The following is a 23,559-nucleotide window of genomic DNA, read 5'->3' on the forward strand; positions in this document are numbered from 1 at the left end:
GAATTCCTTCCGGCCGGGGCGGACGCACGTCACGGTCAGGCGACCGGCTCCCTGGCGGACGTCGTGGCGAGGGTGCCTTCCGCGTTCTGCGTCCAGGACGTGTCGTTCTCGCCCCGCGACCGGACGGTGACGGACCTGCGGCCCGTCTCGTCCGCCGGACCCACCGCGACGTGCAGCAGGACGGCCCCGCGCGCGTCGAACGTGACCAGCGTGTGCAGGACGAACTCCTCGATCTCGTCGCACCCCGTCAGGGACGCGGCGTGCATCGCCAGCTCGACCAGCGCCGTGCCGGGCAGCAGCACCTCGTCCATGATCGTGTGGTCGGCGAGCCAGGGCTGGGCGTCCAGGGAGATCCGCCCGGTGAGGAGGCGGCCGCCGCCGGGCAGCTCGGTGGCCGTGGCGAGCAGCGGATGCCCCGCCGGGTCCAGACCGAGGCCGGTGGCGCTGCCGGTCGCGGCGGGCGCCTCGAGCCAGTAGCGCCGCCGCTCGAACGGATAGGTGGGCAGGTCCACACCGCGCCCGCCCGCGGGGAGGGCGGCGGGCCGCTCCGCGTCGGCGCGCACGTGGGCGAGCGCGGCGAGCAGCGTGCCGGGCTCGGAGCGTCCCGGCCGCAGCAGCGGCAGCATGACCGCGTCCGCCTCGGGGTCGGCGTCCGCGACGGCGGTCCGCGCGAGCGCGGTCAGCACGGCGTCCGGTCCGAGTTCGAGGTAGGTGGTGACGCCTTCGCGGTGGAGTGTCTGTGCGCCTTGGTGGAATCGGACGGCTTGCCGGACGTGGCGGACCCAGTAGTCGGGTGTGGTGATTTCGGGTCCGGCGATGTTTCCGGTGAGGTTGGAGACGATGGAAATTTCGGGTTGGCGGTACTCCAGGGTTTCCGCGACTTGGCGGAATTCGTCGAGCATGGCGTCCATGTGCGGTGAGTGGAATGCGTGGCTGACGCGGAGCCTGTGCGTCTTGACGCCGCGTTCCTTCCATTCCGCCGCAATGGCCTGGACGGTCTCCGCGTCGCCGGAGATGACGGTCGATCGAGGCCCGTTCACCGCCGCTATCGAGACGTCGCCTCGAAGGGTTGCGATCACGTCGTCCTCGCCCGCCCGGATCGACACCATCGCGCCGCCGGAGGGGAGTTGTTGCATGAGTTTGGCGCGGGTGGTGATCAGGGTGGCGGCGTCGGGGAGGGTGAGTATCCCGGAGAGGTGGGCGGCGGTGAGTTCGCCGAGGGAGTGCCCCAGGAGGTAGTCGGGGGTGATGCCGTAGGTCTGGAGGAGTCGGTGGAGTGCGGTTTGGAGGGCGAAGAGTGAGGTTTGTGTGTAGAGGGTTTGGTGGAGGAGGTGGTTTTGGGGGTTGTCGGGTGCGGCGAACAGGATGGGCTTGAGCGGGTGGGGGAGATGCGGGTCGAGATGGCGAATGGTCTCGTCCAGAGCCTCTGCGAAGACCGGATAGGCGTCATAAAGTCCCCGCCCCATTCCGGGACGCTGGGAGCCTTGCCCGGTCAGCAGGAAAGCCAGTTTCTCCGAGCCCGCGATGTGACGGACGGGAGCCTGCCCGGAGGCCAGTGCATGCAGCCCGGCCAGGAGGTCATTGCGGGTCTCGCCGCCGACCACCGCCCGGTGGTCGAACTTCGTCCGGGTCGCGGCGAGCGTGTAGGCGACGTCCGCCGCCTCAAGCTCGGGACGAGCGGAAACGTGCTCGTGCAGGCGCGCGGCATGGCTCCGCAGCGCCTCCTCCGACTTCGCGGACAGCACCCAGGGCAGCGGTTCGTCCGAACCCGCGCCATCCACCCGTGCGGCTTCCACGGACGGGGCCTGCTCGATGATGACGTGAGCGTTGGTCCCGGAAATCCCGAACGAGGAAACGGCGGCCCGGCGCGGATGATCGGTGTCGGGCCACGGCATCGGGTGATTGAGGAGTTGGACCGTCCCGCCGGACCAGTCGATGTGGGGTGACGGCTCCTCGGCGTGCAAAGTGCGGGGCAGCAGTCCGTGCTGCATGGCCTGCACCATCTTGATGATTCCGCCCACCCCGGCGGCGGCCTGCGTGTGGCCGATGTTGGATTTCAGCGACCCCAGCCACAACGGGTTCTCGGCGTCGCGCCGCCGCCCATAGGTGGCGATGAGAGCCTGCGCCTCGATCGGGTCGCCCAAAGTCGTCCCGGTGCCGTGGGCCTCCACGACATCGACGTCGCCGCCGGTCAGTCGCGCATTGGCGAGCGCCTGCCGGATGACGCGCTGCTGCGACGGTCCGTTCGGCGCGGTCAGCCCATTCGAGGCGCCGTCCTGGTTGACCGCGCTGCCCCGGACGACGGCCAGAATGCGGTGGCCATTGTTGCGAGCGTCGGAGAGGCGTTCCAGGAGCAGCAGTCCCGCGCCTTCGCCCCATCCGGTGCCGTCCGCCTGGGCTGAGAACGCTTTGCATCGCCCATCTGTCGCCAATGCGCGCTGTCGGCTGAATTCGACGAACGTCGTGGGCGTCGCCATGACGGTGACGCCACCGGCCAGCGCCAGGTCGCATTCGCCGTTCCGCAGCGCCTGCGCCGCCAGATGCAGAGCCACCAGCGAGGACGAGCACGCCGTGTCGACCGACACCGCCGGACCCTCGAAACCGTAGGTGTAGGAGAGGCGCCCGGACGCGACGCTCGGCATACTCCCGCTGCCGACGTACCCCTCGAATTCGCCCGGTGCGGGGTTGAGGCGTGAGCCGTAGTCGTCGTACATGATCCCGGTGAAGACGCCGGTGCGGCTGCCGCGCAGCGTGCCGGGCGCGATGCCCGCGCGTTCGAGGGTATCCCAGGCGACTTCCAGGAGGATCCGCTGCTGCGGGTCGATGGCGAGGGCCTCGCGCGGGCTGATCCCGAAGAAGGCCGGGTCGAAGTCGGCCGCGTCGTACAGGAACCCGCCCTGGCGCGTGTAGGACGTGCCGGTGCGGTCCGGGTCCGGGTCGTACAGCTCGTCGAGGTTCCAGCCGCGGTCGTCCGGGAACCCGGAGATCACGTCGGCGCCGTCCGCGACCAGCCGCCACAGCGCCTCCGGCGACCGGACGTCCCCCGGATAGCGGCAGCCCATCCCGACGATCACGATCGGGTCGTCGTCGGCCGCCGGGCCGGGCGTTCCGGACGGCACGGCCGCCCGCGCCTCCGCGTCCCCGCCGCCGGACAGTTCGCCGACGATGTGGTCGGCGAGGGCGCCGGGCCTCGGATGGTCGAACAGCAGCGTGGTCGGGAGACTGAGCCCGGTCGCGGCGTTCAGGCTGTTGCGCAGCTCGACGGCGGTCAGCGAGTCGAAGCCGAGTTCCTTGAAGGCGCGCTCGGTGTCGATGTCGTCGGCGCGGCCGTGCCCGAGGACGGCGGCGGTGCTCGTCCGGACGAGGTCGAGAACGCGCGCCCGGCGCTCGGCGTCGGTCAGGCCGTCCAGCCCGCGCAGGGACGTGCCGCCCTTCGCGCGGCTCCGGACGGGGGAGCGGACCAGGTCGCGCAGCAGAGGACCGGGCGTGCCCGCACGTCCGAGCGCGGCGAGGTCGAGCCGCGCGGCGACGACCGAGGCCCGGTCGCCGCCGAGGACGGCGTCGAGCAGCGCCAGCCCCTCGTCGGCGGGCAGCGGGACGACGCCGCCACGCGACCAGCGCGCCTTCTCGGCGTCCTCCAGACCGTCCGCCATGCCGCCGTCCCACAGGCCCCAGCCGATGGAGACGGCGGGCAGGCCGAGGTCGCGGCGGTGCTGGGCCAGCGCGTCGAGGGACGCGTTGGCCGCCGCGTAGTTGCCCTGGCCGGGGCTGCCGATCGTCCCGGCGATCGAGGAGAACAGGACGAACGCCGCCAGGTCCAGGTCGCGGGTCAACGCGTGCAGGTGCCAGGCCGCCGTCGCCTTCGGCCGCAGGACGGCGTCGAGCCGCTCCCCGGTCAGCCCGGTGACCACGCCGTCGTCGAGCACGCCCGCCGCGTGCACCACCGCCGTGAGCGGATGCGCGGCGGGCACGGCGGCGACCAGCCCGGCCAGCGCGGAGGGATCGGCGGCGTCGCAGGCGGCGAACGCCACGTCGGCGTCCAGCGCGGACAACTCCGCCGCCAGTTCGGTCGCGCCGTCCGCGTCCGGTCCGCGGCGGCTCGCGAGCAGCAGCCGCCGGACGCCGTGCCGCTCGACGAGATGCCGCGCGACCAGGCGTCCGAGGCCCCCGGTGCCGCCGGTGACCAGGACGGTCCCGTCCGGGTCGAGCGCCCGGCCGCCGGCCGTGACCGTCGTTCGGGCGAGGCGGGGCACGTGCGCCCGGCCGTCACGGAGGGCGACCTGCGGCTCGTCCCCGGCCAGGACGGCGGGGAGCGCGCGGTACGAGGCGGGACGGCCGTCGACGTCCACGAGGACGATCCGGTCCGGGTTCTCCGACTGCGCCGACCGCACCAGCCCCCAGCACGCGGCGGCGGCCGGGTCGGCGGGGCCGCCGTCTCCGGTCGAGACCGCGCCCCGCGTCACAACGGCCAGCCGGGACGACGCGAACCGGTCGTCGCCGAGCCATTCCCGCACCAGGTCGAGCGCCCGGCGCGCGTAAGCGCGGACGGCCTCGGTCGGGTCGTCGACGTCCGACGCCAGCGCGACCGCGACGACCCCCGGCACCGCCCCGCCGTCAGCGAGGGAGGCGAGATCGTCGTGGACGCCGCCGTCCGGGGCGGCTTCGGCCAGGGCGGCGCCGACCGCCGCCCATCCCTCCGCCGGGACGCCGCCGACGTCGATCACCGGCCACCGGACCTCGAACAGCGACGTGCCGTTCGCGTTCGCGGCCGCCGAGATCCGGTCCGCCGAAGCGGCGAGCAGCGTCAGCCCGGCGACCGAGACGACGGGCGCTCCGGTGTCGTCGGTCATGGTCAGCGTCACCGTGTCCGGCCCGGTTCGGGTGACCTTCGCGCGTGACGCCGAGACGCCCGTGCCGTGCAACTGGACGCCCGTCCAGGAGAAGGGGAGGCGGAGGGAGGACGTCCCGTCCACGCCGAGCGCCGCGTGGAGGACGCCGTCGAACAGGGCCGGGTGGACGTTGAACCGTCCCGCCGTCGCCTCCTGTTCCGGGGACAGCGCGACCTCCGCGAACACGTCGTCGCCGTCCCGCCATCCGTCCCGCAGGACGCGGAACGCCGGGCCGTATTCCAGGCCGCGGTCGGCAAGCGTGTCGTAGAGGCCGTCCGGGTCGAGGCGCTCCGCGTGGTTCGGGGGCCAGGGCCCGAGTCCGTCCGGGACGGCGTCCGTGGCCTCGCCGAACGTGCCCGTCGCGTGGCGGGTCCACGGCATACCCTCGCCGGGCACCGGCCGCGAGTGCACGCTGAACTCCCGTGCGCCGCCGGCGGACGGCGCGGCGACGATGAGCTGCACGTCCACCCCGGCCCCGTCCGGGACGGGCAGCGGGGCGTGCAGCACCAGCTCGTCGATCCGGTCGAGGCCCGTCCGCCGTGCCGCTTCGAGGACGATTTCCACGATCGCGGTGCCCGGCAGCAGCACGGTTTCCGCGACGGTGTGGTCCGCGACCCAGCGGTGTGTGCGGCGGGAGATCCGTCCGGTGAAGGCGGTGCGGTCGTCGGCGAGCGCCGTCTCGGCGCCGAGCAGCGGGTGAGCGTCCGCGCCCGCGCCGCCGGAGGACGGCGCGTCGAGCCAGTAGTGCTGCCGCTCGAACGGATAGGTCGGCACGTCGGACGGCCGCGCGGACGGGAAATGCGACGTCCAGTCGACGGAGGCTCCGGCGACGTGGAGGTGCGCGAGCGCGGAGGTGAGCGTCGCCGCCTCCGCCCGGTCACGCCGCAGGACCGGGACGGCGGCGGCGTCCGGCAGCGCGTCCCGCACGAGCGCGCTCAGCACGGCGTCCGGCCCGAGTTCGAGATACGCGGTCACGCCTTCGCGGTGGAGCGTCTGCGCGCCTTGGTGGAATCGGACGGCTTGCCGGACGTGGCGGACCCAGTAGTCGGGTGTGGTGATTTCGGATCCGGCGATGTTTCCGGTGAGGTTGGAGACGATCGGAATTTCCGGCTGGCGGTACTCCAGGCTTTCCGCGACCTGCCGGAATTCGTCGAGCATCGCGTCCATGTGCGGGGAGTGGAATGCGTGGCTGACGCGGAGCTTGTGCGTCTTGAGGCCCCGCTCCGCCAACGCGGCTCCGATCGCCTGAACGGTGTCGGTGTCGCCGGAGAGGACGGTGGATCGAGGCCCGTTCACCGCCGCTATCGAAACGCCGTCACCGTCACCGAGAAGCGGCCGGATCTCCTGGTCGCTCGCCTCCACCGCCAGCATCGCGCCGCCGGAGGGGAGTTGTTGCATGAGTTTGGCGCGGGTGGTGATCAGGGTGGCGGCGTCGGGGAGGGTGAGTATCCCGGAGAGGTGGGCGGCGGTGAGTTCGCCGAGGGAGTGCCCCAGGAGGTAATCAGGCGCGACTCCGTAGGTCTGGAGAAGGCGGTGAAGCGCGACTTGGAGGGCGAAGAGCGAGGTTTGCGTGTAGAGGGTTTGGTGGAGGAGGTGGTTTTGGGGGCTGTCGGGTGCGGCGAACAGGGTGGGCTTGAGCGGGTGGGGGAGATACGGGTCGAGATGGCGAATGGTCTCGTCCAGAGCCTCGGCGAAGACCGGATAGGCGTCGTAAAGCTCCCGCCCCATCTGGGCACGTTGAGAGCCCTGACCGGTCAGCAGGTAGGCCAGTTTCCCGGAACCCGCGACATGGCGAACGGGGGCCTGCCCGGAGGCCAGTGCCCGCAGCCCTTCCAGCAACTCCCCACGGGACTCGCCCGTGACTGCGGCCCGGTGGTCGAACGTCGCACGGGCCGTGGCCAGCGCAGACGCGACACCCGAGACATTCGGCTCGACAGCGCCCGTGAGAGCGTCGTGCAACCGCTGAGCCTGTGCCCGAACCGCCGTCTCCGTCCTGCCGGACAGCAGCAACGGCGAGGAAGCACCCGCCTGCGGAACGGCGACGGGCGTGTGCTCGATGATGACGTGAGCGTTGGTGCCGGAAATGCCGAAGGAAGAGACGGCGGCGCGCCGCGGACGCCCGCTCTCGGGCCAAGGCGTCGCATCCGTGAGCAGTTGGACAGCCCCACCGGCCCAGTCGATATGGGGCGACGGCTCCTCCGCGTGCAAAGTGCGGGGCAGCAGGCCGTGCTGCATGGCCTGCACCATCTTGATGATCCCGCCCACCCCTGCCGCCGCCTGGGCGTGGCCGATATTGGATTTCAACGACCCCAGCCACAACGGCCGCTCGGCATCGCGCTGCCCGTAAGTGGCGATCAGCGCATGCGCCTCGATCGGATCGCCCAGAGTGGTCCCGGTGCCGTGGGCCTCCACCACATCGACATCACTTCCAGACAGTCGCGCATTGGCGAGCGCCTGTCGGATGACGCGCTGCTGCGACGGCCCGTTCGGCGCGGTCAACCCATTGGAGGCACCGTCCTGATTGATCGCACTTCCCCGGATGACGGCCACGACATGATGGCCATTGCGCTGAGCATCGGAGAGCCGCTCCAAGAGCAGCATCCCCGCGCCCTCGCTCCATCCGGTGCCGTCCGCCTGCGCTGAGAACGCCTTGCATCGTCCGTCCGACGCCAATCCGCGCTGGCGGCTGAATTCCACGAACATGCCCGGAGTCGCCATGACCGTGACGCCGCCCGCCAAGGCCAGCGCGCAGTCGCCCTGCCGGAGCGCCTGGGCGGCCTGGTGGATCGCGACGAGCGAGGACGAGCACGCCGTGTCGACCGTCACCGCCGGACCCTCAAGCCCCAGCGTGAACGCGATCCGCCCGGACGCGATGCTCGCCGTGTTGCCGGTCAGCAGGTATCCGCCGACGTCCTCGGGCGACTCGTGCAGGCGCGGCCCGTACTCCTGGGCCGTCGCGCCGACGAACACGCCCGTCGCGGTGCCGTTCAGCGACAGCGGGTCGATGCCCGCGCGTTCCAGGGTCTCCCAGGCGACCTCCAGCAGGACGCGCTGCTGCGGGTCCATCGCCGCCGCCTCGCGCGGGCTGATCCCGAAGAACGCGGCGTCGAAGCGGTCGGCGCCGTCCAGGAAACCGCCGTGCCGGGAGTAGGTCCTCCCGGGCACGCCGGGCTCGGGCGAGTACAGGGCGTCGACGTCCCAGCCCCGGTCGTCCGGGAAGCCGGTGATGGCGTCGACGCCGTCCGCGACCAGGCGCCACAGGTCGGCGGGGGAGGACACGCCGCCCGGATAGCGGCAGCCCATGCCGACGATGGCGATCGGCTCGTCGGCGGCCGTCGCGGCGGTCACCGCGACGGGTCCTCCGGACGCGAGCGCGTCGCGCAGGTGCCCGGCAAGCTTCGCCGGGGTCGGATGGTCGTAGACGGCCGTGGCGGGCAGCGGCAGGCCGGTGGCGTCCGCGAGCCGCTCGCTCAGCTCGACGGCGAGCGTCGAATCGACGCCGAGGTCCTTGAAGGTCCGGCGGGTGTCGACCCTGTCCGCGGTGGCGTGGCCGAGGACGTCGGCCGCGTGCGCCCGCACGAGCCCGAGCAGCTCGCCCGGCTCCGCGGCGCCCGAGGTCGGTGCGACGGGGGCCGGTGCGGGTTCGCCGTCCGGCCAGTAGCGTTCCCGCTGGAAAGCGTACGTGGGCAGGCCGACGCGCCGGGGCCGCCGTCCCGCGAACACGGCGGCCCAGTTCACCGGGGCGCCGTGGACGTGCAGCTCCGCCATCGCCTCCAGCAGCGCCGTCCAGGAACCTGTGCCGCGCCGGAGCGACCCCACGACGACCGACGACGCGGATACTCCCCGCACGATCCCGCTGAGGACGGGATGCGGGCTGACTTCGACGAACGTCCCGTGGCCGTCCTGAACGAGGGCGCGCACGGCGTCCTCGAACGGCACCGCGTCGGCCGCGTCCCCGCGTCCGGACACCACGAGCCGCGCGGCGTCGTCCAGCGTCAGCGCGCCCGCGACGCAGTCGGCGGCGAGCCGCCCCGCCCCCCGGCCGAGGACGGCGTCCGGCCGCACGCCGAGCCGCTCCCACACCCCGGCCAGCGCGACCATGGCCGCGAACAGGACGGGCTCCGCGACGGCCGCGTCGTCGGCGTCCGGCGCGCCGGGCTCGCCGGTCAGGACGTCCAGCAGCGACCAGCCCGTGAGCGGGTCGAGCACGGCAGCGCACTCGTCGATCCGCTCCCGGAACACGGCGGACGACCCGAGCAGGTCGCGCGCCGCGACGTCCCACCGCGCCCCGTCGCTCGACTCCGGGAAGAGCAGCACGACGCGGCCCGTGTCGTCACCGGTCTCGCCCCGCACCACGCCCGTGGAGTCCGTGCCCGCGGCGATGGCGTCGAGGCGGGCGAGCAGCTCGTCGCGATCGGCGCCGAGCGCGACGGCGCGGTGCTCGAAATGGGTGCGGGCGGTGGCGAGCGTCCAGCCGACGTCGGCGGCGTCCTCCGGACGGTCGAGCGACAACTCCCGCAGCCGCTCCGCCTGGGCGCGAAGCGCCGCACTGGTCCGGCCCGACAGCGTCCACGGCACGATCGGGACGGCCTCCACCGGAACCGGCCCCGAGTCCCTGGCGACCGGCACGGGCGGCGGATCGGACAGCACGACATGGCAGTTCGTCCCGCCCATCCCGAACGAGCTCACCCCCGCGAGCAACCGCTCGCCGGGCCGCGCCCACGGACCCGTCTCGGTCTGGACGCGCAGGCCCAGCGCGTCGAGGTCGATGCGCGGGTTCGGCGTCTCGAAGTTCAGGCTGGCGGGCACCTCGCGGTGCCGGATGCTCAGCACCGCCTTGATCAGCCCGGCGATGCCCGCCGCCGCCTCCAAGTGGCCCACGTTGGTCTTCGCCGAGCCGACCGCGACCGGCGGTCGCCGCGTCGCGTCGCCGAGCGCCGTCGCGAGACCGGCCGCCTCCAGCGGGTCGCCGACCGGCGTGCCCGTCCCGTGCAGCTCGACGTACTGCAGCGTCCCCGGGTCGATCCCGGCGCGGCGGCACGCCAGCCGGATCGCGTCGGCCTGCGCCGCCGCGCTCGGGACGGTCAGCCCCTCCGTCGCCCCGTCGTTGTTCACCGCGCTGCCGAGGATCACGGCGCGGACGTCGTCACCGTCCTCGACCGCGCGGGACAGGAGCTTCAGCGCGACGACCCCGCCGCCCTCGCCCCGGACGTAGCCGTTGGCGCGGGCGTCGAAGGTGTGGCAGCGTCCGTCCGGAGACAGGGCGCCGAACTCGGCCACCGTCACCGCGCCGCCGGGCACGAGGTTCAGGTCGACGCCGCCCGCGAGCGCGAGGTCGGCCTGTCCCGTCCAGAGGCTCTCGGCGGCCAGGTGCACCGCGACCAGCGCCGACGCCTGCGCCGAGTCGACCGTGAGGCTCGGGCCGCGCAGGCCGAGCGCGTAGGAGACGCGGTTCGCGATGATGCCGCGCTGCACGCCGGTCAGCGTGTGCGCGTTGATCGCGTCCGGCCCCTGGACGAGCGACGCGAAGTCGTTCGACATCGCGCCCACGAACACCCCGGTCCCGCTGTCGCGCAGCGACGCCGGGACGATGCCCGCGTCCTCCAGCGCCTCCCAGGCCAGCTCAAGCGTCAGCCGCTGCTGCGGGTCCATCGCCGCCGCCTCGCGCGGCGAGATCCCGAAGAAGCCCGGGTCGAACTCGTCCACCCGGTCCAGGAACGCGCCGTACCGGACGCCGGGCCGGTCGAGGCCCGGCGCGTCGGCCGGCCAGCGTCCGGTGGGGACCTCGGTGACGGCGTCCGCCCCCGCGCGGAGCAGCCGCCAGTACGCGGCGGGGCTCGGCGCGCCCGGAAGCCGGCACGCCATGCCGATGATCGCGACGGCCTCGCGGTCCGCCGCCGGAACGCCGGACGGGGCACGGCCGGACTGGGCACGGCCGGACTGACTGGTCCCGGACTGACTGGGCATGGCGCCGAGCGCCTCCCTCACTGTGAGAGGAATCTGAAAGGAACCGGGCTGGAAAAGGCCGTTTCAGGCGAACCGGGACAGCACGTCCGTGAGGCGGGAGAGGGTCTCCTTCGGCCGGGCCGTCAGGTAGAAGTGCCCGCCCTGGAAGACCTGGAGGTCGAACTCCCCGCTCGTGTGGTCGCGCCACGCCCGCGCCTCGTCGAGCGTGACGTGCGGGTCGTCGTCGCCGGTGAACACCGTGATCGGGCAGCTCAGCGGCGGCCCCTCCGGGCACTCGTACGTCTCGATCGCCTGGTAGTCGCCGCGGACGGCGGGCAGGAACGTGCGGAGCAGCTCCTCGTCCTCCAGCAGGACGCTGCCCGTGCCGTTCAGGCGCTTCAGCTCCCGGACGATGCCGTCGTCGTCCCGCAGGTGCACCGACTCGGCGCGGCGCCGCGACGGGGCCCGGCGACCGGACGCGACCAGCACGGCGGGGGAGACGCCGTCCGCACGCTCCATCCGCCGGGCGACCTCGAACGCGACGATCGCGCCCATGCTGTGCCCGAAGAACGCGGGCCGGTCGGCGAGCCGGGGGCGCAGCGCCTCGAACACTCGGTCGGCGAGCACCTGGATGTCGGTGATCGGGGCCTCGGCGCGGCGGTCCTGGCGGCCCGGGTACTGGACGGCCAGTACCTCGGTCTCCGGCCGCAGCGCCGCCGAGACCGGAAAGTAGAAGCTGGCGGCGCCGCCCGCGTGCGGAAAGCACACGAGCCGCGCGGCGGCGTCCGGCGCCGGGTGAAAGGCCCGCGCCCAGGCGTCACCGGCCTTCTCGGAACCGGCCGTGCTGGAACCGGAGGTGCTCGAACCGGTGGTGGTGGTCGAATGGGCCATCGTCGTCATCTTCCCCGCGAATGAAAGGAGAGTGGCATCGGATCATGATGCCGCCGCGCGGTAATTGGCCCCAACCCCTACGCTCCCCTAAGAGAATCCTCGGGGGTTGAATTCTCCGGCCGCGCCGGGTGACCTTGTCAGCGACAAGAGATCGCGGAGGAGCGCCGGTATGACGATAATTGCCCGTCCGGACTCGGCTGCCGCGACCGGGGCCGGGGAAGGCGAATCCGCCGGGGAGCCCGCCGGGGAGGAGACCGCCGCGGGCCGCCCGGGGCCCGCCGATATGCGGTCGAATGTGGCGGAGCTGCGCCAGGCCCGGGCCATGGCGCGCGAGGGTCCGTCCGCGGCGGCGACCGAGCGGCAGCACGCGCGCGGGAAGCTGACCGTCCACGAGCGGATCGACCTGCTGTTCGACCCCGGCACGTTCCGGGAGATCGAGCAGCTGCGGCGGCACCGGGCCAGCGGCTTCGGCCTTGAGGACAAGCGTCCCGCCACCGACGGCGTCGTGACCGGCTGGGGCAAGGTCATGGGCCGCACCGTGTTCGTCTTCGCGCACGACTTCCGCATCTTCGGCGGCTCGCTCGGCGAGGCGCACGCGCAGAAGATCCACAAGGTGATGGACCTCGCCGAGGCGGCCGGCGCGCCGCTGGTCGCGCTGAACGACGGCGCGGGCGCCCGGATCCAGGAGGGCGTCACCGCGCTCGCCGGATACGGCGGGATCTTCCGCAGGACGGTCCGCGCGTCCGGCGTGATCCCGCAGATCAGCGTCATCCTCGGGCCGTGCGCGGGAGGCGCCGCCTACGCCCCGGCCCTCACCGACTTCGTGTTCATGGTCAGCGACACCGCGCAGATGTACATCACCGGCCCGGACGTCGTGAAGTCCGTGACCGGCGAGTCGGTCACCCATGAGCAGCTCGGCGGCGCGGACGTGCACGGCTCGGTGTCCGGCGCCGCGACGATCGTCTGCGCGGACGAGCGGGAGTGCCTGGAGGACGTCCGGCACCTGCTGTCCCTGCTGCCGTCGAACAACCGCGAGCTGCCGCCGGTCGAGCCGTCCGGCGACCCGCCCGACCGGCGCTGCGAGGCGCTGCTCGACCTCGTCCCGCCGGACGCCCGGCAGTCCTACGACATGCGCGCGGTCATCGCGGAGTTCGTCGACGACGGCGATTTCTTCGAGATCCATTCCCGCTGGGCGCCGAATATCGTCTGCGCCTTCGCCCGGCTGGCCGGGCAGGTCGTCGGAATCGTCGGCAACCAGCCCGCCGCGCTCGCCGGGGTGCTGGACATCCAGGCGTCCGAAAAAGCCGCGAGATTCGTCCAGTTCTGCGACGCGTTCAACATTCCGCTGGTGACGCTGGTCGATGTGCCGGGCTTTCTGCCCGGCAAGGACCAGGAATACGACGGCATCATCAGGCATGGCGCGAAACTGCTCTACGCGTACTGCGACGCGACCGTTCCGCGCATCCAGGTGATCCTGCGGAAGGTGTACGGCGGCGCCTACATCGTGATGGACTCGCGGTCGGTCGGCGCCGACCTGTCGTTCGCCTGGCCCACCAACGAGATCGCGGTCATGGGCGCCGAGGGCGCCGCGAACGTCGTGTTCCGGCGGGAGATCGCCGCCGCGCCCGACCCGGACGAGGCCCGGCGGCAGCGGATCAAGGAGTACCGCCAGGAGCTCATGCACCCCTACTACGCGGCCGAGCGCGGGCTCGTCGACGACGTCATCGACCCCGCCGACACGCGGGCGGTGCTGATCGACGCCCTCGCGATGCTGGCCGCCAAGGACGCGCCCATGCCGTCCCGCAAGCACGGCAACCAGCCGATGTGACCCCGCCACACATCACGCCGACAGGCGCGAGGCCGAGAGAAGGTGCCCGGTGGACCATGCGACCGCCCCCGTCCTGCGCGTCGTGCGCGGCGCGCCGACCGACGCGGAGCTCGCGGCCGTCACCGCGGTGCTGCTCGCCGTGCTCCGCGCCCGCGCCGCCCCGGCGACCGCCGCCGGGCGGCCGCGCCGCCCGCCCCGGCGCCGCGTCCCGCGCCCGTACCGTGCCCCGAGGGCCTGGACTTCGGAGTGACCCCCCGCCCGGCCTCCCCCGAGACCACCGCCGCCGTGGCGGGCTCCATCCCCTGTGAGGATCGCGCCGACATGCCCGGCCCAGCTCCCGCCCGACTCTGGATCCGCCAGTTCCGGCCGCTCGCCGGCTGCAAGGTGCTGATGGTGTGCCTGCCGCGCGCGAACGGGCGGCCCGACTCGTTCGCGGCGTTCGCCGACGCGCTCGCGCCGTCGGTCGGCGTCCTCGCCGTGCAGTACCGCGGCCCCCGCGGCGCGCCCCGCCGGTCCCCGCCGGAGAGTGTGGGGGAGCAGGCGGACTGCGTCCTGGAGGGGGTGAGCGAGTACATCGACCGTCCGGTGGCGCTCTTCGGGGACGGCGCGGGCGCCGTCCTCGGGTTCGAGATGGCGCTGCGGCTGGAGGAGGAGTACGGCGTCGACCCGGTCGCGCTGTTCGCGCTCGCGTCGCGGGTGCCGGCCCGGCGGTCGCGGGTGCGGTCCGCCATCGTCGCGCTCGGCGGGGACGCCGACCGCGGCGTCCCGGTCAGCGACGTCCTGGACTGGGGCGCGCACACCGACGGCGAGTTCCAGACGAAGATCCTCACCGGCGGCCCGCCGATCCTGGACGGCCATTTCGCCGAGGTGGTCAACACGGTGACCGACTTCCTGCTGCCCTTCTTCGACGCGGAGGTCTCCGGCGCGGACGTCATCGACATCCGCCGCTACACCGACCCCGACGGCCGGATGTGAGCGCAGGGCGAACAGATGAGAAGGCCCCCGCCGCGCTCGGGAGGCGCTGGCAGGGGCTGCGATCGGCGGGCTTGGTGGCCGGGGTCGGGGAACTGGGGGTTCGGGGCCGTCGGGCGGTCCGTCAGACGGCCTGGGAGTTGTCGATGTGGATCGCCGCGAGGAGCTGCTCGCGGTTTCTGATCTCCATCTTGCGGTAGACGCGGGTCAGGTGCTGCTCGACGGTGCTGACCGTGATGAACAGCTTGTCGGCGATCTCGCGGTTCGTGTACGCCTGGGCCGCCAGCATCGCGACGCGCCGTTCGGAGTCGCTCAGCCGGGCGAACGTGTCGTACCCCGCGGCGGCGCCGTCGCCGCCGGCGGAGCTCGTCCCGGTGGGCTGCGGCGACGCGGTCGGCAGCAGCGCCTGGCACATCGCCTCCGCGTTGCAGCTCTTCGCGATCCGCCAGGCGCGGCGCGCGGTGCGGCGGGCCTTCGCCTTGTCGCCGAGCTTCTGGTACGCGCCGCTCAGGTCGGCGAGCACCCCGGCCGTCTCGTACCGGGCGCCGCTGGCCTCCAGCAGTTGCAGCGCGTCCTGCAGGATGGTGGGACGCTGCGCCGCCGTCCGCACCGAGGCGAGCGACTGCAGCGCCATCCCGCGCGACCGGCGCAGGCCGGTGTCGGCCCGGGCGAGCTGCTCCTCGACGAGCCGGGTCGCCTGCTCGTGGTCGCCGAGCCGCCGCCACGCCTCCGCCGCGCCGAGCCGCCACGGCACGAGCGCCGGAGTGTCGATGTTCCAGCGCCGCATCAGCTCGCCGCACTTCATGAAGTCCGACAGCGCCATGTAGGTGTTGTCGGTGGCGAGGAGGTGGCGCCCGCGCGCGTACAGGTAGTGGAGACCGGCCCGGGTGAGGAACAGCTCCGGCGGCACCTCTAATGTCAGCTGCCGCGCCGCCGCCTGGTGATCGCCCATCGCGGTGTGCGCCTCGACCAGGATCGCGACCGCCATCGCGCCGCTGACGTTCCACTTCTGCCCGGACAGGACGGCGAGCGCCGTCGTCGCCTCCTCCACCGCGTGCGCGAGGCGGCCGCGGCGGAGCGCGACGAGCGCGCTCACGCAGTCCATGACCGCCCGCCCGGCGGGCGCGTCGTGCTCGCCGATCTCGGCGGTGAGCCGCTCGCACCAGTCGCCCGCCGCGTCCAGCCGGTCGGCGTAGATCAGCGACAGCAGCGCGGCGAGGCGGCGTCCCCTGGTCATCGCCGGGGGCCGCTTCTCGGTGCTCTGCAGCACCTGCTCGGCCGTGGCGATCGCGTACTCGTCGGCGCCCCGTTCGAGGATCCGCACGAGGGCGTGCCAGGCGCGCAGCCCCGACGGCGACGTCACCGAGACCTCGACGCCCGGCAGCGGACGGCTCATCCGCTCCAGCACGCCCGGATACTCCGCGGCGAGCAGCAGCCGGGTGCCGTACAGCTCGATGTCGGACTCCCAGTCGGTCTGCTCCCCGGTGCCGAGATGCTCGATGACCGCCAGGGCGTCGTCGAAGTCGAGGTGGAACAGCATCCCCTGCGCGAGCTGGAGCGTGTCGTCGGCGGGGAGCCGGCCGGCGAGCAGCGGGGCCTTCAGCGCGGCGAAGTGCTGCGCCGACGCGGCGGGCCTGAGCTGCCACTGGACGCCCGCGTACTGCACCTTGACCGCCGTGCGCTGCGCCTCGTCCGTGCAGCACTCGTTGGCGAGCTCCAGGTACCGGATGACCCGCGTCACGTCGTTGTCGACGAGCGCCTCGTGCGCGGCCTCCTGCAGCACCGGCAGCACCCAGTCCTCCCGCAGCGGACCCGCGCCGAGCAGGTGCGGCGCGACGACCCGGGCGGGCGCCCCGGCCTCGTGCAGGAGGCGGGCGGCGCGGTGCCGCAGGTCCGCGCCGTCGCCCGGCGGGATCTCGTGCAGCACCGCCTGCCGGACGGCGACGCGGCGGAACCTCGGGCCGTCCAGCACGCCGATCTTGGTGAGCATCCGGACGAGCCGGTCCACCAGGTCCGGGTCGATGCCGCTCAACCGGCTGAGCAGGAGGGTGCTGGCCGAGTCGTCCAGGAGCGCGATGCTGTGCGCGAGCCGGACCGCGCTCGGGCCGAGGCGGTGCACGCACGCGAGCACCGCCTGGTGGAAGACGTGCCCGGTGGGCAGGCCGGGCCCGGTGCCGAGGCTGCGCGCGTCGTCCGCGCCGGGCTCGCCGCAGACCCGGTGCTCTTCGAGCAGGGCCTCGACGAGCAGCGGGTTCCCCGCGGTCAGCGCGTGGATCTCCGCGACGAGGTCGGGCGTGTGGGCGCACGACGTCCGGCCCTCGTCCTCGGCCAGGTGGGCGATGTCGTCCAGGGACAGCGGCTCGAGGTGGAAGCGCCGGACGTTCGGCCGGTAGAGCAGGTCGTGCAGGATGCTCGGCGGCTTCTCCTCGATGGACGCGCCGTGCGTGAACACCAGGGCGAGCGAGAGCGGCGACAGGCGCTGCGCCACGTACCGCAGGCACCAGAGCGAGGCGGCGTCGGCGTGCTGGACGTCGTCCACGGTGATCAGCAGATGGTGCTGCCGCGTCAGCCGCGTGATGATCTCGTGCGCGGCACGGGCGATCGCGAGCGGATCCCCGTCGTTCGGCTCCTTGCTTCCAGTGTCCTTGTTCCAGGTGTCCCTCGTGTCCGAGGCGCTGTCGTCGGGACCGCGGGCGCCCGGGGCGGCGGTGTCGTCGTCGCCCGTGTCCGGCGTGCCCGCCCCCGAGCAGGGCTTCGCCGGACGTCGCGGCTTCGACCGGCCAAGTTCCATCGACGGGAACAGCTGGCCGAGCACGCCGTAGGGCACATGGCGCTCGTCCCAGGAGCCGAGCGCGCTGAGCACCAGGCTCCCCGATCCCGCCGCGCGTTCCGCGACGGCGTTGAGCAGGGCGGTCTTCCCGATCGCGGTCGGGCCGCTGATCGCGGCGACGGCCCCGTCCCCCCGGGCGGAACTGATCAGTAGGTCGTTGAGGTTCTCAAGAGTCTCTGCTCTTCTGACCAACATCCGCTGAGCTTCCCCCTTTGTAAGCAGCGGTGTCGCGAGGCCGGTTCGCCCCGCGGCGTGCCGGTTTCGTCCGGCCGTGGCGCGCGCGTCGTGCGTGTCATTCGTGTCGTGCGCGCCGGGTGCCGGCGTGCTGCCCGTCCGTCCCGCCAGAGTCCACATCCCCGTTGCTTTCACTTTCGGTCGACTGTCGTTCGTCTATCCGGATCTCTGGCCGGGCACCCGGAGCCCTCGGGACATTCCGGGCACGGCATCTCGGCCAGCCTATTGGGCCCCTTAATCGGTGGGGACCCCTAGACTCCCCCTAGTCCTATTTTCTAGAACGTGATCACGACTGCTGGCAAGTGCGATTGCTTTGCCGCCCCCCATTGGATCTGCACGACCTGTGAGCAGGCATTCGCACGGCGTGAAAACCGGCCGGTAGGCATTACGTTCGGTATTCGCGCATCTACGAATTAGTAGGGGCGTGCGGGCGGTTCGGACGGGTAGGGAACGGTCGATTAAATAGCAGGTGAAATATTGCGCGCGGCGCTTGCGCGGATGCGCGCACCTCTTTCATCGCGGAAACACGTAAAAGCGACGCACTATCGCGGTGCATCGCTGGTGCGGAGCCCTTGTGGTCCGCATTTCAACCCCCGTTCACAGGCTTCCAGGATCTGGTGGCGCCGCGCGGGGGTCGGCTGTTTACACGTGTGGTGGGCGGAAGGCTCCGTCTGTCCTGGCGCCGGGACACGCCCTCAAGGGACCGAGCGGGGACGAGGGACGCGGCCGGCGCCTCGCGGCGAACGCGAGCGCATCATGGCGATGACCTCTGTGGCCGGGGAGCATGCGGTCATCGTCTCCGACATTCGCTTACCGGTCGCTAACCTCCCGGCCACGTGCTCCGCCCGCGGCGGGCGCGGCCGGGTGCCGCCGCCGACGCGAAAGTGGCCTGTGAACAGGGGATTCGGGCTCGCGGGCGGCGTTCCGGCAGGCTTACCGCGGGCTCGTGTGGCCGGGACCGGCCACCGCATCGGCGAAGGTCAGCGTCCTTGCGTCTCCCTTTGGGTGGGACGTCGGCAAGGCGCGGGCGTCACCGGACGGGAGGACGGCCGAGGGGCGCAGCTCCGCGCCGCCGATTCGCGGTGAGGGTGATTCCGGGATGGGCGCGGCAGGATGTCCCATGAAGTCGAGGTGTGCGCGGACGCGGCCCGCGCGGCATTGTCACCGCCATTGGCGCCGTCGCGGTCACGGGTGGTCGCCTCGGCACATTCATGACAGGCGGAGAGGCCGATTCCAGGTGCCGGGCGGCGCGGCGGGTCCGTGCCCGGCGGGCATTCCGGCTGCCGCGCCGAGCGGTTTCGCCGCGCCGTTCCCGGGGTGCCGCCGAAGCCGGAATGACTGGCGGCTTCCACGATCAGCCACCCGCAGGTGTGAATAACGTTCGCGTTCTATCACGTGCTGATCACTACGCCGAGTAAACCCGACAAGATTTCATGATCCCGCCATGTGCAGGCCGAATGGCGGTGCTCGCGTCCGCCGCCCATCTCGGCGCCGCCCGGTGAGCCACCCCGTTTCGGCGGCGACCAACCTCTCCTGGTCGAGCCGAAATTGGTCACGTTGGGCAATCGCCATTTCACACTTCCGCCCGGCGTCCATTCACTCTGGGGCGACGGCAGCGGCGATCGCTCGGCGGTCTGCGGACGGCGGCGGGGGACACCCCGGCCTGCTCGCCGGTTTCGCCGGGATGTCACTGTAGGTGGTGGGTCCGCCGGGCCGCTGTGGCGGCGGCCGTCACGGCACGCCGACCCACCGGCCGCCGACCCGGCCGGGACGGCGACCCGGCTGGGACGGCGACCTGGCTGGGACGGCAGACCCGGCTGGGACGGCGACCCGGCTGGGATGGCGACCCGGACATCATGGGCACAATCGACCCCGATCCGAACCGAGGAGGTGCGAGGGATGGCCGAGCGCAGGCTGCGTCCGCTGCGTCCGCTCAAACGCGCGCAGGACCCGGGCCGCGGCTCCGCCGACGACGAGCTCGTCGCGCCGGAGGAGTCGATGGACCCGCGGTCCCGCATCGCCGATTCCGCGATGGACAACCGCGTCATCGACAACGCCCTCTACCGCGGCGGACGGCGCGTCGACTCGCCCGCGACGCTGGCCGACACCATCACGCGGCTCCGCGCCACCACCGGCGGCCTCGCCTGGATCGGCCTGTACCGCCCGGTGGAGACGCAGCTGCTCGCGCTCTCGGAGGAGTTCGGGCTGCACGAACTGGCGCTGGAGGACGCCATCGTCGCCCACCAGCGTCCCAAGCTGGAGCGCTACGGCGACACCCTGTTCGTGGTGCTGCGCTCGGCCCGCTACCTGGACGAGACCGAGGAGGTCGACTTCGGTGAGCTCCACGTGTTCCTCGGACCCGACTTCGTGCTGACCGTCCGGCACAGCGAGGCGCCCGACCTGGCCGTCGTCCGACGCCGCCTGGAGGACGACCCCGACCTGCTCAAGCGCGGCACCGAAGCGATCCTGTACGCGATCCTCGACGCCGTCGTGGACGGGTACGCCCCCGTCGTCGCCGGGCTGCAGAACGACATCGACGAGATCGAGACGGAGGTCTTCGGCGGCGACCCGAAGGTGTCCCGGCGCATCTACGAGCTGTCCCGAGAGGTGATCGAGTTCCAGCGCGCCACGATCCCGCTGCTCGCCATGCTCGACCGCCTCATCGCCGGCTTCGACAAGTACGGCACGGACGAGGAGCTGCGCCGCTACCTGCGGGATGTCGCCGACCACGCGACGACCGTCGTGGAACGGGTCACCGGGTTCCGGCAGATGCTGACCGACATCCTCACCGTCAACGCGACCCTGGTCTCCCAGGCGCAGAACGAGGAGATGAAGAACCTCACCGAGGCCAGCTACGCCCAGAACGAGGAGATCAAGAAGATCTCCGCCTGGGCGGCCATCCTGTTCGCCCCCACCCTGATCGGGACCGTGTACGGGATGAACTTCGACCACATGCCCGAACTCCACTGGACCGCGGGCTACCCCGTGGCCCTGACCCTCATGCTCGGCACCTGCCTGACCCTCTACTTGATCTTCAAACGCCGCGACTGGCTCTAACCAACCCACCCGCCCCGAAGCCACTCCCACCGATCACTGTGGTCGGCTCGTACTGGGGCGAGGCACGTCGCCTGGGGTCAGCCTGCGCCGGTTTCGGGTGGGCTGGCCTGGGGTGACGAACGGCCTTGGGTGGGAGGGCGGCCATCAAGGCCGTCGCTCGAGGGGCCTGGGCCCGATCCGGCACGGGCGCGTTTTGGTGCGGGTGCTGGATCGGGCCGGGGACGTGGTGGGGTCAGCAGCAGCGGCCTTCGGGGTTGTGGTCTCGGTGGGCGGCTCGGTGGCGTTCGTATTCGCGGCGGGTGGGCGCGCGGCCGGGGTGTCGTGCGACGTGCCGCTCGTAGGCGGCGTCTCCGGTGATCTCGCGCAGGTACCAGCGGACGAACCTGACGACGTGCCGCAGCCGCTCGGACGGCGTGCCGGTCACGACGCGAGCGGCTCCGCGTCCTCGCTCGGCCCGGTGCCCGCGGCGGCGAGTTCGCGGCGCTCCGCCGGGGTGGTGAACAGCCCGGCGGGGGCGACGATCGTGGACGGCGTGTACGGCGCCTCGGCGGTCGGCAGCGGGCTCCGGGCCCGGATCGCCCGCCACGACACGACGGCCCCGTTCCCGATCACCAGCAGCACCAGGATCGCGAACAGCGCGGCGAGCACCCCGTCCACCGTGGAGTTCAGGACGATGGTGTGCATGTCGTCGAGGTTCTTGGCGGGCGGCAGCACCTTGCCCGCGTCGATCGCGGCGGAGAACTTGTCCCGCTGCGCGAAGAAGCCGATCTTCGGGTCGTCCGCGAAGATCTTCTGCCAGCTCGCGGTGAGCGTGACGGCGGCGTCCCAGGCGAGCGGGATGCCGGTCACCCAGGCCCAGCGCAGCCGTCCGCTCTTGATGAGCAGCGTGGTGGCGAGGGTGAGGGCGATGGCGGCGAGCAACTGGTTGGCGATGCCGAACAGCGGGAAGAGCTGGTTGATCCCGCCGAGCGGGTCGGTGACGCCGACGTACAGGAAGTAGCCCCAGGCCAGGACGACGACTGCGCTGGTGCCCCACAGCCCCGGCTTCCAGCTCACCCGGCCGATCGGCTTCCAGACGTTGCCGAGGGCGTCCTGCAGCATGAACCGTCCGACGCGGGTTCCGGCGTCCACCGTGGTGAGGATGAACAGCGCCTCGAACATGATCGCGAAGTGGTACCAGAACGCCTTGAGCGCCGACCCGCCGATGACGCCGGACAGGATCTCCGACATGCCGAGGGCGAGCGTCGGCGCGCCGCCGGTGCGGGCGACCACGCTGTTCTCGTCGATGGCGGACGCCGCGCTTCGCAGGTCGTCCGGCGTGATGGTGAAGCCGAGGTGGGTGACCGCGGCGGCGGCGCTGTCCGGCGTGGCGCCGAGCAGCCCGGCCGGGGCGTTCATGGCGTAGTACAGGCCCGGGTCGAGGACGCACGCCGCGATCAGCGCCATGATCGCCACGAACGACTCCATCAGCATCGCGCCGTAGCCGATCAGCCGGACCTGCGACTCCTTCTGGATCAGCTTCGGCGTCGTCCCGGACGAGATCAGCGCGTGGAACCCGGACAGCGCCCCGCAGGCGATCGTGATGAACACGAACGGGAACAGCGACCCGGCGAACACCGGGCCGTCGCCGCTGCCCGCGAACTTGGTGACCGCCTCGGTCTTCATCGACGGCGCGACGACCAGGACCCCGATCGCGAGCAGGCCGATCGTCCCGACCTTCATGAACGTGGACAGGTAGTCGCGCGGGGTCAGCAGCATCCACACCGGCAGCACCGACGCCAGGAAGCCGTACACGACCAGGCAGATGACGAGCGTCTCCGGGCTGAGCGTGAACGCGCCGGCCAGCGCGGACTCCTGCACCCAGCCCCCGCCGACGATTGCGAGCAGCATCAGCGACACGCCGATGACGGTCGTCTCCATGACCCGCCCGGGCCTGATCGTCCGCAGGTAGAAGCCCATGAACAGGGCGATCGGGATCGTCATCGCGATGGAGAACGTCCCCCACGGCGACTTGGCCAGCGCGTTCACGACCACGAGCGCCAGCACCGCCAGCAGGATGACCATGATGACGAACACCGCGACGAGCGCGGCGACGCCGCCGACCACGCCGATCTCGTCCCGCACCATCTGGCCGAGGCTCTTGCCGTCCCGGCGCATGGACAGGAACAGGACGACCATGTCCTGGACGGCCCCCGCGAAGATGACGCCGACGATGATCCAGATGGTGCCCGGCAGGTAGCCCATCTGCGCGGCGAGCACCGGGCCGACCAGCGGGCCCGCGCCCGCGATGGCGGCGAAGTGGTGGCCGAGCAGGACGCGCCGGTCGGTGGGCTGGAAGTCCACGCCGTCGTCGAGCCGCTCGGCGGGGGTGGCGCGGCCGTCGTCCACCTTCAGCACCCGGCGGGCGATGAACCGCGAGTAGAAGCGGTAGGCGATGGCGTACGAGCCGAGCGCGGCCACGACCAGCCAGATCGCGGAGATCCGCTCGCCGCGCGACAGGGCCAGCACGCCCCACGCGACGGCGCCCGCGAGCGAGACGGCGCCCCAGACGAGCACCGATCTGGTGGTCACCCGTGAGGCTAGGGAGCCTGATCCAGGCATGGGGGAACCTCCTGAGTTCCGGGATGGGGGCAGCGCGGAAGCGCGCCCGGTGCTGAACTGCGCGACCCGATGTCCTTCGGGACGGAGGAGAAAGGCGGAGGACGCTACGCGCCCGTCACGGGTCACTCATGGTCGCGGCCTCCCCGCAGCAGATAGGCGGCCACCATGAAGACGACGCTCCCCGGCACCCAGGCGAACTGGTACCAGTAGAAGAGCCGCACACCCGCGAGATGGACGTCCGTCCCCGCGTACCAGGGCACGCCCAGCAGCGCCACGACCGGCACCGCCAAACAGACCCCCGCCGCCCACCG

General features: G+C 72.4%; 10 protein-coding genes. 4 read left to right on the plus strand and 6 right to left on the minus strand.

Going from position 1 to position 23,559, the window contains the following annotated elements; translation table 11 throughout:
- Positions 1-35: 35 nt before the first annotated feature.
- A complete protein-coding gene (locus tag FXF68_RS35110) occupies positions 36-10,856 on the minus strand; it encodes a type I polyketide synthase (protein ID WP_148767062.1) in 10,821 nt (3,606 codons plus the stop codon).
- Between the two features lie 63 nt (positions 10,857-10,919).
- A complete protein-coding gene (locus FXF68_RS35115; protein ID WP_148767064.1) occupies positions 10,920-11,726 on the minus strand; it encodes a thioesterase II family protein in 807 nt (268 codons plus the stop codon).
- A gap of 169 nt (positions 11,727-11,895) precedes the next feature.
- Between FXF68_RS35115 and FXF68_RS35120 the strand changes: the two genes are divergently transcribed.
- The 3 genes from FXF68_RS35120 (at position 11,896) to FXF68_RS35130 (ending at position 14,529) form a co-directional block, all read left to right on the plus strand.
- Positions 11,896-13,554, plus strand: coding sequence for an acyl-CoA carboxylase subunit beta (locus FXF68_RS35120; protein WP_148767066.1), 1,659 nt, complete (start codon positions 11,896-11,898; stop codon positions 13,552-13,554).
- A 49-nt stretch (positions 13,555-13,603) separates the two neighbouring features.
- A complete protein-coding gene (locus tag FXF68_RS35125; RefSeq protein ID WP_148767068.1) occupies positions 13,604-13,804 on the plus strand; it encodes an acyl-CoA carboxylase subunit epsilon in 201 nt (66 codons plus the stop codon).
- 71 nt (positions 13,805-13,875) lie between these two features.
- Complete coding sequence (locus FXF68_RS35130; protein ID WP_148767070.1) at positions 13,876-14,529, plus strand: thioesterase II family protein; 654 nt, start codon at positions 13,876-13,878, stop codon at positions 14,527-14,529.
- A 121-nt stretch (positions 14,530-14,650) separates the two neighbouring features.
- Here FXF68_RS35130 and FXF68_RS35135 read toward each other — a convergent pair whose 3' ends face one another.
- Positions 14,651-17,551, minus strand: coding sequence for a helix-turn-helix transcriptional regulator (locus FXF68_RS35135; RefSeq protein ID WP_148767072.1), 2,901 nt, complete (start codon positions 17,549-17,551; stop codon positions 14,651-14,653).
- Between the two features lie 1,938 nt (positions 17,552-19,489).
- Between FXF68_RS35135 and corA the strand changes: the two genes are divergently transcribed.
- Positions 19,490-20,647: a magnesium/cobalt transporter CorA gene (gene corA / locus FXF68_RS35140; protein ID WP_148767074.1), complete on the plus strand. Its 1,158-nt coding sequence runs from the start codon at positions 19,490-19,492 to the stop codon at positions 20,645-20,647.
- 232 nt (positions 20,648-20,879) lie between these two features.
- Here the strand turns inward: corA and FXF68_RS35145 are convergent, their stop codons facing one another.
- From FXF68_RS35145 to FXF68_RS43450, 3 genes are all read right to left on the minus strand, one after another.
- A complete protein-coding gene (locus FXF68_RS35145) occupies positions 20,880-21,071 on the minus strand; it encodes a YbdD/YjiX family protein (RefSeq protein ID WP_222870233.1) in 192 nt (63 codons plus the stop codon).
- Positions 21,068-23,218, minus strand: coding sequence for a carbon starvation CstA family protein (locus tag FXF68_RS35150; protein WP_281292253.1), 2,151 nt, complete (start codon positions 23,216-23,218; stop codon positions 21,068-21,070). The genes FXF68_RS35145 and FXF68_RS35150 overlap by 4 nt, the downstream gene beginning before the upstream one ends.
- 152 nt (positions 23,219-23,370) lie before the next feature.
- Positions 23,371-23,532: a DUF3311 domain-containing protein gene (locus FXF68_RS43450; protein ID WP_246179128.1), complete on the minus strand. Its 162-nt coding sequence runs from the start codon at positions 23,530-23,532 to the stop codon at positions 23,371-23,373.
- Between the last annotated feature and the right edge of the window lie 27 nt (positions 23,533-23,559).

Origin of the sequence: Actinomadura decatromicini (assembly GCF_008121305.1) — a bacterium.
In the GTDB taxonomy this organism is placed as follows: domain Bacteria; phylum Actinomycetota; class Actinomycetes; order Streptosporangiales; family Streptosporangiaceae; genus Spirillospora; species Spirillospora syzygii.